At 69.3% G+C, this 16,201-nt stretch carries 16 protein-coding genes and 1 tRNA gene; 12 read left to right on the forward strand and 5 right to left on the reverse strand.

Annotated features, from left to right (window positions below; translation table 11 throughout):
• Nucleotides 1-29: 29 nt before the first annotated feature.
• The gene (locus tag ACFWGD_RS09810; RefSeq protein ID WP_377778487.1) at nt 30-959 is read left to right on the forward strand and encodes an aminodeoxychorismate lyase; all 930 of its coding nucleotides are present in this window, start codon (nt 30-32) and stop codon (nt 957-959) included.
• Here the strand turns inward: ACFWGD_RS09810 and ACFWGD_RS09815 are convergent.
• Nucleotides 956-1,606: an FABP family protein gene (locus ACFWGD_RS09815; RefSeq protein ID WP_377778488.1), complete on the reverse strand. Its 651-nt coding sequence runs from the start codon at nt 1,604-1,606 to the stop codon at nt 956-958. The two genes, ACFWGD_RS09810 and ACFWGD_RS09815, sit on opposite strands and share 4 nt — an antisense overlap.
• A gap of 10 nt (nt 1,607-1,616) precedes the next feature.
• Nucleotides 1,617-2,456, reverse strand: a complete 840-nt coding sequence (locus tag ACFWGD_RS09820) for a DUF2993 domain-containing protein (protein WP_377778490.1) — start codon at nt 2,454-2,456, stop codon at nt 1,617-1,619.
• A gap of 51 nt (nt 2,457-2,507) precedes the next feature.
• On the opposite strand from ACFWGD_RS09820, the gene ACFWGD_RS09825 reads away from it, so the two are divergent.
• From ACFWGD_RS09825 to pstB, 6 genes are all read left to right on the forward strand, one after another.
• A complete protein-coding gene (locus tag ACFWGD_RS09825; protein ID WP_377778491.1) occupies nt 2,508-3,236 on the forward strand; it encodes a winged helix-turn-helix domain-containing protein in 729 nt (242 codons plus the stop codon).
• Nucleotides 3,233-4,117: a mycothiol synthase gene (gene mshD / locus ACFWGD_RS09830; protein WP_377778493.1), complete on the forward strand. Its 885-nt coding sequence runs from the start codon at nt 3,233-3,235 to the stop codon at nt 4,115-4,117. The genes ACFWGD_RS09825 and mshD overlap by 4 nt, the downstream gene beginning before the upstream one ends.
• 227 nt (nt 4,118-4,344) lie before the next feature.
• A complete protein-coding gene (pstS, locus tag ACFWGD_RS09835) occupies nt 4,345-5,439 on the forward strand; it encodes a phosphate ABC transporter substrate-binding protein PstS (protein WP_377778494.1) in 1,095 nt (364 codons plus the stop codon).
• A 168-nt stretch (nt 5,440-5,607) separates the two neighbouring features.
• Complete coding sequence (pstC, locus tag ACFWGD_RS09840) at nt 5,608-6,663, forward strand: phosphate ABC transporter permease subunit PstC (protein WP_377778496.1); 1,056 nt, start codon at nt 5,608-5,610, stop codon at nt 6,661-6,663.
• Between the two features lie 10 nt (nt 6,664-6,673).
• A complete protein-coding gene (gene pstA, locus ACFWGD_RS09845; protein WP_377778497.1) occupies nt 6,674-7,609 on the forward strand; it encodes a phosphate ABC transporter permease PstA in 936 nt (311 codons plus the stop codon).
• A gap of 39 nt (nt 7,610-7,648) precedes the next feature.
• Nucleotides 7,649-8,425, forward strand: coding sequence for a phosphate ABC transporter ATP-binding protein PstB (gene pstB, locus ACFWGD_RS09850; protein WP_377778498.1), 777 nt, complete (start codon nt 7,649-7,651; stop codon nt 8,423-8,425).
• A 172-nt stretch (nt 8,426-8,597) separates the two neighbouring features.
• On the opposite strand, the gene phoU is transcribed toward pstB, so the two are convergent.
• Entirely contained in the window at nt 8,598-9,326 is a 729-nt protein-coding gene (gene phoU / locus ACFWGD_RS09855) for a phosphate signaling complex protein PhoU (RefSeq protein ID WP_377778499.1), read from the reverse strand.
• 70 nt (nt 9,327-9,396) lie between these two features.
• Complete coding sequence (dusB, locus tag ACFWGD_RS09860) at nt 9,397-10,563, reverse strand: tRNA dihydrouridine synthase DusB (protein WP_377778500.1); 1,167 nt, start codon at nt 10,561-10,563, stop codon at nt 9,397-9,399.
• A gap of 136 nt (nt 10,564-10,699) precedes the next feature.
• Here dusB and ACFWGD_RS09865 point away from each other — a divergent pair, with 136 nt between their 5' ends.
• Nucleotides 10,700-11,995, forward strand: a complete 1,296-nt coding sequence (locus ACFWGD_RS09865) for an acetyl-CoA hydrolase/transferase family protein (protein WP_377778502.1) — start codon at nt 10,700-10,702, stop codon at nt 11,993-11,995.
• 52 nt (nt 11,996-12,047) lie between these two features.
• On the opposite strand, the gene ACFWGD_RS09870 is transcribed toward ACFWGD_RS09865, so the two are convergent.
• The gene (locus ACFWGD_RS09870) at nt 12,048-12,191 is read right to left on the reverse strand and encodes a hypothetical protein (RefSeq protein ID WP_377778503.1); all 144 of its coding nucleotides are present in this window, start codon (nt 12,189-12,191) and stop codon (nt 12,048-12,050) included.
• A gap of 189 nt (nt 12,192-12,380) precedes the next feature.
• Between ACFWGD_RS09870 and ACFWGD_RS09875 the strand changes: the two genes are divergently transcribed.
• The 4 genes from ACFWGD_RS09875 (at nt 12,381) to ACFWGD_RS09890 (ending at nt 16,186) form a co-directional block, all read left to right on the forward strand.
• Nucleotides 12,381-13,418: a hypothetical protein gene (locus ACFWGD_RS09875; protein ID WP_377778504.1), complete on the forward strand. Its 1,038-nt coding sequence runs from the start codon at nt 12,381-12,383 to the stop codon at nt 13,416-13,418.
• A gap of 93 nt (nt 13,419-13,511) precedes the next feature.
• Nucleotides 13,512-13,584, forward strand: a tRNA-Lys gene (locus ACFWGD_RS09880).
• A gap of 671 nt (nt 13,585-14,255) precedes the next feature.
• Complete coding sequence (locus ACFWGD_RS09885) at nt 14,256-14,858, forward strand: TetR/AcrR family transcriptional regulator (RefSeq protein WP_377778505.1); 603 nt, start codon at nt 14,256-14,258, stop codon at nt 14,856-14,858.
• Nucleotides 14,855-16,186: a YhgE/Pip domain-containing protein gene (locus ACFWGD_RS09890; protein ID WP_377778506.1), complete on the forward strand. Its 1,332-nt coding sequence runs from the start codon at nt 14,855-14,857 to the stop codon at nt 16,184-16,186. The genes ACFWGD_RS09885 and ACFWGD_RS09890 overlap by 4 nt, the downstream gene beginning before the upstream one ends.
• The last annotated feature ends 15 nt before the right edge of the window (nt 16,187-16,201 follow it).

The following is a 16,201-nucleotide window of genomic DNA, read 5'->3' on the forward strand; positions in this document are numbered from 1 at the left end:
CGCGACCGGTGGGGAATAGGCTATGGGGCATGACAGCCCCGCAGCACGACATCGTCCTCGTCGACGTCCTCTCCGGCGACGCCCCCCGCGTCGCCGACGCCGCCGCGCCCTTCCTGTACCCGGATGACCTCGGAGCCGTGCGCGGCGACGGGGTCTTCGAAACGCTGCTGGTCAGAGACGGCCACGCGTGCAACGTCGCCCGCCACGAAGACCGGTTCCTGTCGTCGGCGCAGATGCTGCAGCTTCCCGCGCCGGAGCTGGAGCGGTGGCGCGAGGCGTCCGAGCTCGCCGTCGCGCAATGGAACCGCGGGGCGCTGGACCGGGCCGCCGTCGACGGCGCGTCGGCGGACGGGTCGGTCACCCACCGCGACGCCTCGATGCGGTGGGTCTACTCCCGCGGCCGCGAATCGACCGGGCGGCCGACCGGCTACATCATGGTCACCCCGGCCGCCGGCGCCGCCGAGGCCCGCGAGCGCGGCGTGCGCGTCATGCTCGCCGAGCGCGGCTTCGAGCTCGACCTGGGCAACCGCGCCCCGTGGGCGCTCATCGGCGCCAAGACGCTGTCCTACGCCGCCAACATGGCCGCGCTGCGCCACGCGAAGGAAAACGGGTTCGACGACGTCATCTTCACCTCGTCGGAGGGCAACCTGCTCGAGGGGCCCACGTCGACGATCGTGCTCGTGCGCGGTCGGCGGCTGCTGACCCCCAACCCCGGCGAAGGCGTCCTGCCCGGCACCACCCAGGCCGCGCTGTTCGACCACGCCGCGAGCAAGGGCTGGGAGTGCGTGCCCGCGCAGCTGACGCCGGAGGACCTGCGCGCCGCCGACGCCGTGTGGCTGGTGTCCTCGGTCCGCATCGCCGTGCGCGCGACCTCCCTGGACGGCGAAGAGCTCCCGTCGCCCGGCGCCGCAGCGGAAGCCGAGTTCAGGGAGCTCTGCGAAGAAGCCCTCGCGCGCTAACCCGCCCAGCGCTTGAGCTGCGCGGACATGCGCGGGAAGAAGTCGTCGCCGCGCAGGCGCTCGTCGACCCACCCCAGGTCGTTGTTCGGCATCAGGCCGTACAGGCGCTTGCCCGGGCCCAGCGACGCCGGGCCGGTGGCCGTCACCATCGTCGACGCGGCCTGGACCTCCCAGGCGCGCTCGGTGACGGGCTTGCCGTAGTAGATCTCCACCACGCCGGTGGAGTGGGTGCACAGGAACTCGATCTCGTCGTCGTCGTTGATGCGCCAGAAACCCGACTCGCGCAGGTCGGGGCCGATGACGTTGTCGTCGTCGTCGATCTTCCAGAACCGCGACTCGTAGGACAGGTAGTTCTCGCCGTCGTGGCTGAAGACGATCTGCTGGCCGAAGCGGTACTGCCCGTCGACGACGGTGTCCGCCTGGCCCTCGCCGCGCCACACGCCGACCAGGGGCAGCAGCGCCAGCAGGCCGTCGTGCAGGTTGGGGCCGTGCCGCAGGTTCGCGGTGTCCTCCGCGATGGGCAGGCCCGGCAGGTCGTCGATGTTGCGCCCGGCGGTCGATTCCGACTGCTGCGCCGCATGGTCGATGGCCGCGTTGCCGTCGAGGCGGCGGGGAACGTCGCCCGTGTTCTCGTTGGTGTCGTTCATGCCCACGACACTACTGGGAAGGCCGACCGGCCCGGTCCCCGTCCCCGCCGAGTTCCGGTTCGGGCGTGGCCACGGGCAGGAAATCACCCGGGGAGACGTGCCGGTAGCGCTCGTCGCCCTCGATGAAGATCGACCCGCCGGCCACGTAGATGCGGGTGGGGCGCTGGCGCAGCGGCAGCTGGACGCCCGACAGCTCCAGCCCGAAGGACGGCAAAATGGCGTCCACCGTGGCGTCGGAAAGCTCCTCGCCCCGCAGCACGTCCTTCGAATCCGGGCCTTCCGGGCCCGAGATGACCTCCACCGGGATGAACTCCGCGTCGCCCTGCAGGATCCGGAGCTTGACGACGACCTCCGCGGGAGCCGACCAGCCCGGGGGAGTGGCCTCGAAAATGGCCTCCGTCTCCCAGCCGCCGGCGGGGGAAATGTCCTCGTGGTTCTGGATGGCCAGGTCCGTGAAGCCGAACTGGCGGCCCAGCGACAGGCCGTCGAGCTGCAGTTTCGTGTGGTAGCGCTCGGTGAAGGCGTTGTCGAAGTCGCCCGACCACACCGACTCGCGGGGGATCTCGACGTCGACGGCGCCGGACTCCACGGACACCAGGCCGAAACCCTCGATCTCCAGGTCGCGGGCGCGGACCTGGATCGAGCTCCACCGGCCCGTGAAGAAGGACGAGGCGTACGCCGCGCCGCCCAAGCTGACGTAGGGATCGGCGGGCAGATTCATGTCCTCGCGGATCTGATTGGCCAGATTGCGCTCGGCGTGGATGGCCAATCCGAGGTCCGCGCCGACGGCCAACAGCGCGACGGCGCCGACGGTGGCGGCCGCGCGCGCGACCGGGCGGGAAATGCTCACACCCCCATTAGTACCGCATGCATCTCCGGTCGAGAATCCGCGCCCGTTAAGATGAACCTGGTAAACGACCCCGAAGAAGCGGAGTGTGCTCCCGTGCGCCTGGCCCTCGTCAGCAACGACCCCCAGGTCCGTGAGCGCGTGCCCAACATCGGCCTGCTCAACCACGACATCATCCGGCTGCCCGCGACCGAGGGGTCGGCGACGCTGCTGGAGGACGTCACCGTCGCCATCATCGACGCGACGGGCCCCAACCTGCTCGCCGCCCGCGAGCTGTGCCGCACCATCGCCGGCGCGAACCCCGACATGCCGGTCGCGGTGCTGGCCGCCGACACGGCGCTGATCGCCATCGACGGATCCTGGGCCATCGACGATTTCCTGCTGCCGGGCGCGACGCCGGCGGAGATCGACGCGCGGCTGCGCCTGCTGCTGTCGCGCCGCCCGGTGCCGGTCACGGAGCCGGAGGAGAGCCCGGTGCTGGTCCTCGGCGACCTGGTCGTCGACGAGCACACGTACACCGCGCGCCTCAACGGCACCCCGATGGACCTGACGTTCAAGGAGTTCGAGCTGCTGCGCTTCCTCGCCCGCAACGCCGGGCGCGTGTACACCCGCGAGCAGCTGCTTCAGGACGTCTGGGGCTACGACTACTACGGCGGCACGCGCACCGTCGACGTCCACGTCCGCCGCCTGCGCGCGAAGCTGGGCCACCGGCACGAGGGGCTGATCGCCACCGTCCGCAACGTCGGCTACAAGGCCGTCGAGCCCGAGGAGGAGCAGCAGTGACGTTCCGGATCGTGGAGGGTGCCCCGGATCCCGCCGAGGCCCGTGACCTGCTCGCCGCCGTCGAATCCGCCGATGGCGTCGAGCCCTTCGGCGAGGCGTTCGTCCGCGGGTTGTCGGACCCCGCGGCCGGTCACCGGCACCTGCGGGTGCTTGACGACGACGCGCTCGTCGGATTGGCCGGCGTGGCCGAGGATTCCGCCGAACTGGCCATCGCGGCGGGCAGCCGCCGCCGTGGGGCGGGAAAGGCGCTGCTCGAGGGTGTCGACGGGCTCGTCGGAAAGCAGCTGCCCGTGTGGGCGCACGGGGACGTGCCGGGGGCGCGGGAGCTGGCCACGGCGACCGGCCGGCGGGTCGTGCGGGAGCTGCTGCAGATGACGGCCCCGGCCGACGTCGTGGCCGGGCTCGGCGACGAGGATGCGCTGGAGGGGATCCGGCTCGAGGACCTCGCCGCCGCGCGCGAGCGGATGGGGGAGGACGCCGTCGACGAGGCGTGGCTTGCCGTGAACAACGAAGCCTTCGATTGGCACCCCGAACAGGGCGGATGGGACCTGGCGCAATTGCGGCGCGGGCGCGGGGTGGAGTGGTTCGACCCCGCCGGCGTGCTCTTCGCCGTGGATGAGGAGGCAGGCGCGATCGTCGGTTTCCACTGGACCAAATGGCACGGCGGGGGCGTCGGCGAGGTGTACGTCATCGGGCTGGCGGGCGCGGCGCGCGGCCGAGGCGTCGGCGGGTGGCTGACGCGCGCGGGAATGCGGCATCTGCGCGAACGGGGCGCGGATCGGGTAATCCTGTACGTGGAGGGGGACAATGAGCCGGCGGTGCGGACGTACGAGCGAACCGGCTTCGACGTTACGCGGCGCGACGTCATGTACGGCGTGTGAGAGACGTCTCAGGTCGAGACCAGGAAGTACTCTTCGCGTTCACTTTGCGTTCATCTAATGCACGGGATCCGGCAACCATGGGCCGATACGTTCCACAGTCAGCGGAGTCCGACCGGACTTCGGCGACTCCATTTCGGCGGGTTCTAGCAACCGGGCCGGGAGGGGTCGATACGACAGCCCCGTCGGGCCGAGCGCCCGATACCGAGAATTTTCCCGGAGGAACACCCGTGCTGAAGAACACCCGCCGCCGCGCCGCCGTCCTCGGCCTCACCGCCGTCGCCGGCCTGACCCTGTCCGCCTGCTCCGAGTCCGGCTCCAACGCCGAGTCCCAGGTCGAGGGCCTCACCGAGACCACCGGTGAGCTGCAGGGCGAGGGCGCGACCTCGCAGCAGCGCGCGATGGACCTGTTCGCGACCCTTTTCGAGACCAACTCGCCGGGTTCGACCCTGTCCTACAACGCCACCGGCTCCGGTTCGGGCCAGTCGCAGTTCATCGCCAACACCGTCGCGTTCGCCGGCTCCGACTCGCCGCTGAAGGACGAGCAGATCGAGGACGCCAAGCAGCGCTGCGGCGGCAACGACGCCTGGCACCTGCCCATGGTCATCGGCCCGGTGGCCATCGCCTACAACCTCGACGGCGTCGACGTGGCCCTGTCCCCGTCCGTGACCGCCCAGATCTTCGACGGCAAGATCACCAAGTGGAACGACCCGGCCATCGCCGAGCTCAACGAGGGCGTCGAGCTGCCGGACACCGACATCTCCGTCATCTACCGCTCGGAGGAGTCGGGCACCACCGACAACTTCATGAAGTTCCTGACCTCCGCCGCGCCGGAGGACTGGTCGCACGAGGCCTCCAAGTCCTTCCCGACCGCCACCGGCTCGGGCGCCAACGGCTCCGCCGGCGTCGTCGACCAGGTCGCCCAGATCCCGGGCGCCATCACCTACGTCGAGGCCGGCTTCGCCAAGGACAAGGAGCTGGGCGTCGCCAAGATGGACTTCGGCAACGGCCCGGTGGAGCTCAACGCCGACACCGTCGGCGCCGCCATGGACCAGGTCGAGTTCAAGACCGAGGGCAACGACATGGTCGTCGACGCCGAGGCGCTGTTCGCCATGGACGCCGAGGGCGCGTACCCGCTGGTCCTGACCACCTACGAGATCGTCTGCTCCGCCGGCTACGACGAGACCACCCGCGACCTGGTCAAGAACTTCTTCAAGGTCGTGCTGGAGGAGGGCCAGAACCAGGAGCTCGAGGATCTGGGCTACATCCCGGTCCAGGGCAACTTCAAGCAGAAGCTCTCCGACGCCGTCGACGCCATCCAGTAAGACGGTTCGACCGCGGTGGCCGGCCCCGAGCGCCGGCGACCGCACCCCCACAGTGACACCGCGGCCGACTGGCCCGACTTTTCCCCGGAGCGGGGAGGACGAGGGCCCGTCGGCCGGTGGTGCGCCCGGGGGAGCACCACCCCACAGCTCACCAGCTAAGGAACATCAATGACCTCTTCCACTTCCGCTCCGGGAGAACCGGCGATGGCCGAGAAGGACCCGGCCGACGGCGCCGCCGCCCTCAACTCTCCGCGCCTGCGCTCCGGCGAGGAGCCGTCCGGCGAAGCGCCGGTCGTGGCCAAGGGCGTCGTCCGTCCCGGCGACCGGATCTTCAAGATCCTCTCGGTCGGGGCCTCGTCGCTCGTCACCGCGTCGATCATCGCGATCGCCATCTTCCTGTTGCTCCGCGCGCTGCCGTCCATCGGCAACAACGAGGCCAACTTCTTCACCTATTCCGAACGCTGGAACCTGAACGACACCTCGGCGATGTACTTCGGCATCCCGAACCTGTTCCTGGTGACGGTGGCGGTCTCGGTGCTCGCCCTGATCCTGGCCATGCCCGTCGCACTGGGCATCGCCATCTTCCTGACCAGCTACGCGCCGAAGAAGGCCGTCAAGCCGCTGGGCTACCTGGTCGACCTGCTGGCCGCCGTGCCGTCGATCGTCTACGGCCTGTGGGGCTTCATGGCCCTCGGCCCGGCGCTGGGCGGTTTCTACAACTGGGCCGCCGGCAACCTGGGCGGGATCTTCCTGTTCGCGACCTTCCCGAACTCTCCGGCGTTCGAGACCGGCCGCAACCTGTTCACCGGTGGCGTGGTCCTGGCGATCATGATCCTCCCGGTCATCGCGGCCACCACCCGCGAGGTCTTCGTCCAGACGCCGCGCGGCCACATCGAGGCCTCGCTCGCGCTGGGCGCGACCCGCTGGGAGACCGTCCGCCTCGCCGTCCTGCCCTTCGGCAAGTCCGGCTACATCTCCGGTTCGATGCTCGGCCTCGGCCGCGCGCTCGGCGAGACCATGGCCCTGTACATGGTCATCTCCCCGTCCGACGCGTTCCGCGGCTCGTTCTTCGAGGGCGGCACGACATTCGCCACCGCGATCGCCAACGCCGCCCCGGAGTTCAACGACGACCTCAAGGCGGGCGCCTACATGTCCGCCGGCCTGGTCCTGTTCTTCCTGACCTTCGTGGTCAACTCCGCCGCCCGAGTCATCGCCAAGAAGTAGGGAGCAGACAATGGCAACCGCACATCAGGCAGTCATCGACAAGGACCCGAGCGGGAAGGTCTCGACCTCCGAGTCGGCGTTCACCCCGATCAAGGGCTCCCGCAAGGCGGGCGACAAGTTCGCGACCGTCATCATCTACGCCTCCATGGCGCTGGCGCTCATCCCGCTGGGCTGGGTCCTCTTCGAGGTCATCACCCGCGGCTTCCCCATCGTCACCTCCGCCGAGTGGTGGTCCACCTCGCAGCTCGGCGTCACCGTCGGCTCGCAGGCCGGCGGCGTCGCGCACGCCATCATCGGCACGCTGGTGCAGGCGCTGGTCACCTCGATCATCACGGTGCCCTTCGGCATCTTCGTGGCCATCTACCTGGTCGAGTACGCGGGCAACTCCCGCCTCGGCAAGATCACGACCTTCATGGTCGACATCCTCTCCGGCGTCCCCTCGATCGTCGCGTCGCTGTTCATCTACTCCATGTGGGTGGTCATGTTCGGCATGTCGCGCTCGGGCTTCGCGGTCTCGCTGGCCCTGGTGCTGCTGATGCTGCCGATCGTGGTGCGCAACACCGAGGAGATGCTCCGCGTCGTCCCCGCGGACCTGCGCGAGGCGTCCTACGCGCTGGGCGTGCCCAAGTGGAAGACGATCGCCAAGATCGTCCTGCCGACGGCACTGTCCGGCATCGTCACCGGCATCATGCTGGCCATCGCCCGCGTCATGGGCGAGTCCGCCCCGATGCTGATCCTGGTCGCGACGTCGCGAATCATCACCTGGAACCCGTTCGGCCAGTCGCAGTCCTCGCTGCCGCTGTTCATGCTCGACATGTACAAGGCGGGCAACACGGGCGCCGCGTTCGACAAGATGTGGGGCGCCGCGCTGACGCTGGTCCTCATCATCGCGTTCATCAACATCGTCGCGCGGGTCATCTCCGCGAAGTTCTCCGTCAAGCAGTAACGGCCGCCGGCCCCATTCACAGGAAAGAGACCACGAATCATGGCCAAGCGCCTCGATCTCAACAACGTCGACATCTTCTACGGTGACTTCCACGCCGTGAAGGACGTCAACCTCCACGTCCCGCCGCGCTCCGTGACCGCCTTCATCGGCCCGTCCGGCTGCGGCAAGTCCACCGTGCTCCGCTCGCTGAACCGCATGCACGAGGTCATCCCCGGCGCGTACGTCAAGGGCGAGGTCCTGCTGGACGGCGAGAACATCTACGGCCCGAAGATCGACCCGGTGTCGGTCCGCAACACCATCGGCATGGTGTTCCAGCGCCCCAACCCGTTCCCGACCATGTCCATCGAGGACAACGTCGTCGCCGGCCTGAAGCTGTCCGGCGAGAAGAACAAGAAGAAGCTCAAGGAGGTCGCCGAGAAGTCCCTGCGTTCGGCGAACCTCTGGGAAGAGGTCAAGGACCGCCTGGACAAGCCGGGCGGCGGCCTCTCCGGTGGCCAGCAGCAGCGCCTGTGCATCGCCCGCGCCATCGCGGTCGAGCCCGAGGTCCTGCTCATGGACGAGCCCTGCTCGGCCCTGGACCCGATCTCCACGCTGGCGATCGAGGACCTGATCCACGAGCTGAAGGAAGACTTCACCATCGTCATCGTCACGCACAACATGCAGCAGGCCGCGCGCGTGTCCGACCAGACCGCGTTCTACTCGCTCGAGGCGACCGGCAAGCCCGGCCAGCTCGTCGAGGTCGGCCCGACGAAGAAGATCTTCGAGAACCCGGACAAGAAGGAGACCGAGGACTACATCTCCGGTCGCTTCGGATAGACCCGGCACCCCGCTTTACGACGGCCCCGCGCCCACCGCACCAGGTGGGCGCGGGGCTTTCGCGTCGGGTGGGGGACATGGGCGGAGCCTCATGGAGGAGCAAGTAAAACGCCCCACGCGAATCGCGTGGGGCGTTGTCCCGCGTGAGGTGCGGGGAACCGACCAGAACCGACTAGGAGTTGAAGTGGCGCTCCAGGTCGTTGAGGCGCTTGCTGATGGATGCGCGGCGCTCCTCGGTGTCCAGCTCGCGGAGGTAGTCCTCCTGCTTGTAGCCGGTGGCCAGGTAGATGACGCGGGCGGCGACGGCGACGCCGTGGTCGGCGTAGCGCTCGAAGTAGCGGCTCAGCAGCGTCACGTCCACCGTCTCGGCCGGGCTGTGGGCCCACTCCGGGGAGGTCGTCAGCGTGAACAGGTGGCTGTGGATGTCGTCGATCGCGTCATCCTCGTCGTTGATGCTCAGCGCCGACGCGACGTCGTAGTCGATGAGCACCTGGCGGGTGTCGTGGGTGATCTTGTCGGACACCGCGGCCATCTCGCGGAAGAAGCCCTCCACCTGCTCGGGCAGCGCCTTGCCGGGGTGGCGGCGGCGGGCGGTGTTGGCGATGTGGACGGACAGGGCGCCCATGCGGGCCATGTCCTCGACGATGTAGATGCCGGAGACCACCTGGCGCAGATCGCCGGCCACGGGGGCCTCGCGGGCCAGCAGCTCGAAGGCCCGCTCCTCCGCGGAGATGCGGAATTCGTCGAGCTTGTCCAGGGAGCTGAGCACGGACTCGGCGGCCTCGAGGTCGCCGTCGAAGAGCGCCTTGCAGGCGGCGCGGTGCATGCCATGGACGTGGTCGCACATGACGATCAGGCCGTGGGCGAGGTTGTCCATTTGTTCGCGGTAAACGGTGCGCATGGTCACCCATAGTAGGACCTTGCGGGCGCTTTCGCCTGTTGGGAGAATTTCGCCCCCGAACGTGGGGCGATCAGCCGCCGGAATGCATCAAATCCGCGCCCTCGGGCACGGTTTCATCCTCCGGGTCGTCGAGCCACCCTTCCGGCAGGACCACCTTTCCCGGGGAGCCCTGGCGCCCGCGGGCACCGTCGGCGTCGTCGGGGAGGGCGCCGGCGTGGGGGCCGTCGTAAAGCGGGGCGAGGACCGCGTCGAGCTCGTCGAGCGTGGCCACGCGCGCGAGGGAGGAACGGACCTCCGAGCCGGCGGGATAGCCTCGCAAGTACCAGCCGATGTGCTTGCGCAGGTCGCGGCAGCCCTTGCGCTCGCCCTCGTGCTCGACCAGGAGCCCGGCATGGCGGCGGATGATGCCCGCGACCTCGCCGAAGGTCGGGGGAGGCGGCACCGGCAGGCCGCGCAGCTCGGCGGAGAGCTCCGCGAACAGCCACGGGCGGCCCAGGCAGCCGCGGCCGACGACGACGCCGTCGCAGCCGGTCTCGCCCATCATGCGGCGGGCATCGCCGGCGGCGAAGATGTCGCCGTTGCCCAGCACCGGCACCGAGGCGTGGCCTGCGTCGACCATGTGCTCCTTCAGGCGGGCGATCTGGGACCAATCGGCCTCGCCGGAGTAGCGCTGCGACGCCGTGCGGGCGTGGAGGGCGACGGCGACGGCACCGTTGTCGGCGGCGATGCGGCCGGCGTCGAGGTGGGTGTGGTGGTCGTCGTCGATGCCGACGCGGAACTTCACCGTCACGGGGATGTCCGTGCCCTCGGTGGCGCGCACGGCGGCGGCGACGATGTTGCCGAACAGCCGGCGTTTGTACGGCAGCGCCGACCCGCCGCCGCGGCGCGTGACCTTGGGCACGGGGCAGCCGAAGTTCATGTCGATGTGGTCGGCCAGGCCCTCGTCGACGATCATCTTCGCCGCCCGGTAGGTCCACTCCGGGTCGGTGGTGTAGAGCTGCAGGCTGCGCGGGTTCTCGTCGGCGGCGAAGGTGGTCATGTGCATGGTCTTCTCGTTGCGCTCGACCAGCGCGCGGGCGGTGACCATCTCGCAGACGTAGAGCCCGGCGACGGTGCCCATCCGCTCGCGCTCCTGCTCGCGGCACAGCGTGCGGAACGCCACGTTGGTCACGCCCGCCATGGGGGCGAGCACGACGGGGGAGGCGAGCTGGTGGGGGCCGATGCGCAGGTCAGTCACGGTCGCATTGTCGCACCAGGTGGGCGGGGAGCGAAATCGCTTTGCGACGGCCTCCCGCCCACCCCGGGGGTGGTTTGTTGCGGGACGCTATGTAGTTTGTGTGAAGGGCCATTAACTCAAACGGAAGGGCATCGCCGTGCACGATCATCTCGACCTCTCCCCGGAAGCGCTGCTGGAGCACATCACGCCCGGGACGAAGATCCTCGTGCCCGTGGCGGCGTGCGAGCCGACGGCGCTGCTGGACATGCTCGACGCCCACGCCGACCAGCTCGAGGACGTGCACGTCTACCAGATGTGCACCGAGTCGGTGCGGCCGTACCAGATGGGGGAGTACCCCGGGAAGCTCACGCACCACGACTTCTTCCTCGGCGGCGGGTCGCGCAAGGGCCACGGCAACGGCACCTCGGAGCTGTACCCCGTCAACTTCTCCATGATTCCCGAACTCGTCCGCGAGCACGTCAAGCCGGACATCCTCATCGCCGCGGTGTCGGAGCCCGACGAGCACGGGTACATGTCCCTCGGCCTCGGCGCCGACTACTCCGTCCAGTTCATCGGCAACCTGCCGGTCTTCGGCGAGATCAACGCGAAGGTGCCGCACTCCTTCGGCCAGAACCAGATCCACGCCCGCGAGATGGTCGGCGCCATCCGCTCCGACGCCGACGTCCTGGAGGTGCCGCCGCTGCTGCCGGCGGAGGGGTCCGCCGAGCACCGCATCGCCGAGCTCATCGCCCCGGAGATCGAGGACCGCGATTGCCTGCAGCTGGGCATCGGCAAGCTGCCCAACGCCATCCTGGCGATGCTCGGCGACCGCAAGGACCTGGGCGTGCACACCGAGCTGATGTCGGACGGCGTCATGGACCTCGTCGAATGCGGCGCCGTGACGGGCCGGTTCAAGCGTTCGCACCAGCGCCAGTGCGTGGCCACGTTCATCATGGGCACCCGGAAGCTCTACGACTGGGTCGACCGCAACCCCGCCGTCTACCTCGATTCGGTGGAGCGGACCAACGACCCCTTCCTCATCGGCCTGGAGCCGAACATGGTCAGCGTCAACGCCACCACCGAGGTCGACCTGCTGGGCCAGGCGGCGTCGGAGACCGTCGCCGGGCGCTTCTACTCCGGTTCCGGCGGCCAGCTCGACTTCGCCATCGGCGCCCGGCGGTCGAAGGGAGGCCGCGGCTACATCGTGTGCCCGTCGGTCACCCGCGACGGCACGAGCAAGATCAAGGTGCAGCTCGGCCCGAACTCCCCCGTGACCACGCACAAGAACTACATCGACAACGTGGTCACCGAATACGGCATCGCCCGGCTGCGCGGCACCGACTACTCCACGCGGGCGCGGCGGCTCATCGAGGTCGCCCACCCCGACCACCGCGAAGACCTCTACCGGGAAGCGCGGGAACTGAACATCATTTCTCGGCTGTCGGCGGAATGAGGCGTCGCAAAGCAAAAAAGCCCGCCCCGGACTGGCCGGGGCGGGACGGGGCCTAGTAGTTGGCCGGCGGATCGCTGGCGGGGAAGGTCTCCTCCAGCTCCTGGTCGACGTCCTGCTCGCTGGGCTGGGCGCCGCCCGGATTCTCGTCGGCGTCGTCCTTCGGGTCGTGGTTGCGGTCGTTGCGCGGGTCGGTCATCGTGCCCCTCCTATGGTTGGTGCGGTCGTGGCCCAAGTGTACGTCGTGAACCAGCGGGGCGGCGAGAACAATGTGATCCGCGACATGCGGGCCAATTGACGGGTGGGGGACGACCGTCACGGATACGGTCAAGGCCATTGGGCCGCACGGCGCCACAGAGCCGCGGCACGACGACCACAGGGGAACCGCATGAAGAAGAACCGGACCGCGTCGGCCATCGCCGCGATGATCACCGTCGGCGCGACGTTCGCCGCCCCGGCCGCCGCCGGCGCGATCACCGTCGGCCCGGGCTCGCCCATCCGCATGCCCGAGCCCGGCGCCGTCGTCGACGGTGGCCGCCACGTCCAGACCGGCATGTGCTCCACCAGCGTGCCCGGCACCGTCACCGACGCCGACGGCACCCGGCACCGCGTCCTGATCACCGCCGGCCACTGCGTGAACAAGGAGGGCCACGAGCAGCTGCCGAAGTCCTCCGGCGTCATCTACGCCCCCACCCACGACGGCGACGTGCGCATCGGCGAGGTCGGCCCCGCCGCGTTCCCCATCCCCGACCCCAACGACGCCGGCGCCAACCAAAACGTCCTCGACTCGTCGTTCAACGGTTCGGACTACGCCTTCATCGAGCTTGACGACGACATCGACGCCACCTCCATCAGCTACTCCGTCGACGAAAACGGGGCCGCCGGCGGCGAGGGCGTGCAGATGACCGGCGTCGTCGACTACCGCGAGCTGCGCCCCGGCGAGGTCGCCGTGGACAACTTCGGCCAACCCATTTGCTCCGACGGCGCGCGCACCGGCCGCAACTGCGGCGTCCAGGTCTTCCGCGTCCGCAACGGCGTGTGGGCCGTGTCCAACCTGGGCAAGGGCGACTCCGGCGGCAACGCCTACGACCCGCGCACCAACGAGGTCATCGGCATCAACTCCATGGCCGTCGGCCCCGTCTCCCGCTACCAGCCCGCCGACCAGGCGCTGCAGGACGCCTACGGCATCGAAGACGGCAAGGTCAACGAGCACTTCCAGGTCGAGGAATCCACCGCACCGCACAGCGACTTCCGCACCATCGGCCAGGACATGGCCGCCGACGAAGCCTGGGCCGCCGAAAACCAGCCCGCCGAGCAGGCGCCGGGGTCGTCTATCCCGCAGATCCCGGGGCTGCCCGAGATCCCGCTGCCCGAGGTCCCCATGCCCGAGCTGCCGCTGCCGTCCCTGCAGCTGCAGGCGCAGTAGGAGACACCCCCCGACCCGCTTTTCGCAGCCGGGCGGGGGAGCGGTAGGATTTGCACGTCGTCGCGTCGGGCCACAGCTGCCCGGGCGCGGCGCGGGCCTCTAGCTCAGTTGGTAGAGCTGCGGACTTTTAATCCGTAGGTCGTGGGTTCGAGCCCCACGGGGCCCACTACAGGCGTTTTGTCCGCGAATCACCCCGCCCCATGTGGCGGGGTTTTTTCGTGCCTTTGCGCAGGTGAAACGGTGCGGGCAAGATGGGGGTCAGGTTGCCCGGGGTTGTCGCATATTGCCGCCGGGCGCCCGTCAAGAGCCACGTAAGAGCCACACCCCATGCCCCCTCTCTCTCGCGTAGGCTCCGCGATGTCGGATCGGGAGATTGGATCGGGGCCGCAATGCCACGCGGCCCGTAGCGGCGTTGGATCTCCATTCGCGGCCCCGTGGACCGGCCGGCGGCGCTGAGGGGCATATGGCGTCGTTTTTTCATTTCCGCTGTTCAAGGCGGCATTGGCCGTCGTCAAGCGAGCCGGAATCTGCCGTGGCACGGACCTGAAAAGAACCTATTCAAGATCGTCCCGTGCGTGGCCTTCGAGAGCGTCACGTACGGGACGAAATTGAATGTCAGACCCCCCTTTTCTTCAACTTCATCCCGTGCGTGCTCCGTGGAGGCGGCGCGCACGGGACGGAATTGAATCCGTGGGTCGATACCAATGAAATTCCATGGGTGGTTGGGCGGCCGAGTGGCGCAGTGATGGCGTGGCCGGGTAGCTGATGGCTGGTGGACGGGCGATGGGCATGCGGAAGCGGTTTGTCCGCCCCGCTTTACAGGTGTAAAAAGTTTACATGCGTAAAATCCAGAGTCCGCCGGGGCTGGCGTCCCGGTCGCGCGACAAACTCCGCGCGGCCGCCGCCACGCTCCTGGACCAGCGGGAGCCGACCGACGTCACCATCACCGACCTGGTCAACGAAGCCGGCGTCAGCCGCCCCACGTTCTACGCCGTCTACCGCGACCTCTCCGAGGCCTGGGCCGACGCCGCGGTCCTCCGCCTGGAGCAGGCCTTCGACGGCATCGACCCCGCCGCAGACGGCTTCGACACCGGCGACATCGGGCGGATCCTCGAGGTCATCGGCACGGCGGTGGCACGGCTCGAGCCCCACGTCGACTTCATGCACCGCGTCCTCGCCGGCCCGGGCGGCCCCGAGGTGCTGCGGCAGTCCATCGACTACCTCGCCGCCCGCATCCTCGCCGCCCCGACGTTCGGCGCGCGCCTCGCCGGCGGTCCGCTCGCGCCCGAGACCGCCGCCCGCGCCATCGCCGCGTCGATCGCGTGGACCGCAGTGCAGTGGGCCTCGGACGAGGACCGCGGCCCGTTGGCCGACCTCGTTGCCGACCTCGGAGTCCTGCTCGTCCGCGGCGTCGACGGCGGTCTGGGGGAGGGGCGATGACCGACGAGCGCACCTCCCGCGACCCCCGCCGCACCTTCATGTTCTGGCTGGCCCCGACGCTGGCCGTCGCCGTGCTGGCGGTCTTCCTCGCCGGCGCCTACCTCGGCGGCAACGTCAATCCGCGGGCGAATCTGCATGGATTCCCGGTGGCCATCGTCAACGCCGACCGCGGCGCCGGCACGATCGACGGCGGCGAACTGAAGGCCGGCGACCAGGTCGTGGACGGGCTCGTCGAGGGCATCGACGCCGGCCAATTCGACCTCCGCCATCTCACCGGCGACGAGGCCATCGAGCAGATGGCACGCGGCGAGCTCTACGGGTCGATCGTCATCCCGGAGAACTTCAGCGCCCGCCTCAACGCGTGGGGCATCGGCACGTTGGTCGGCAATGACGTCGTGGCCCCCGAGATCCGCATCGTCTCCAACCCGAGCGCCGGGCTGGGCGCGTCGACGATCGTGAAGGAAATGGGGTTCGAAGTCGGCGATCAGGTGGACGTGGCCGTCGGTAAGCAATTGCTGGAACGCGTCCAGTCCGCGGCCGCCGACGCCGACGCGCAGCCGACCGGCACGGCGCTGGCCGCCGCAGCCCACCCGGTGGACGTGAAGTTCGAGGACTTCCACCCTCTGCCTGACGGCACCGGCAACGGCCTGTCCGCGTTCTACTGGACGCTGCTCATCGTCCTGGCGGGCTTCACGGGCGCGATGGTCACCGGGCAGATCGTGGACAACCGGCTGGGAATCCACTCGCTGGAATGGGGCCCGATCTTCGTGCGGCACCCCCACCACGGCGTCTCGCGGTTGGGGACGCTGGTGGCCAAGTTCGGCATGTCCGCCACGCAGGGGGCGCTGGTGGCGGCGCTGTACGTGCTCATCGGCACGATCGTCGGCATGCCGCTGGCCTCGCCGTTCGCGCTGTGGGGCTTCACGGCGACGATGATCGTCGCCGTCGGCTGGGTCAGCCATGCCATCAATGCGCTGCTGGGCAATCCGGGGCTGATAGTCAACCTCATCGCGTTCATCGTGCTGGGGCTGCCGTCGGCCGGCGGCACGCTGCCGCTGGAGGCCGTGCCGGAGTTCTTCCGGTGGCTGGGGCTGATCTCGCCGATGCACCAGATCTACCTCGGTTCGCGGTCGATGCTGTACCTCGACCGCACGTGGGATTCGGGCGTCGGGCAGGCGCTGATCTACGCGGGCGCGTCCGTGGCCATCGCGGTGGCCGTCGGGGCGATCGCCGCGGTGTGGTTCGATCGGAAGGGCTGGCGCCGGGCGGGCCTCGCCGATCCCGGAAAGCGCCCCGAACCTGCGGTTTTGTCGGGCGGGATGGCGTAGGCTAATCTTTGATGC

It is taken from the genome of Corynebacterium sp. NPDC060344 (genome assembly GCF_042725215.1).
Classification (GTDB): domain Bacteria; phylum Actinomycetota; class Actinomycetes; order Mycobacteriales; family Mycobacteriaceae; genus Corynebacterium.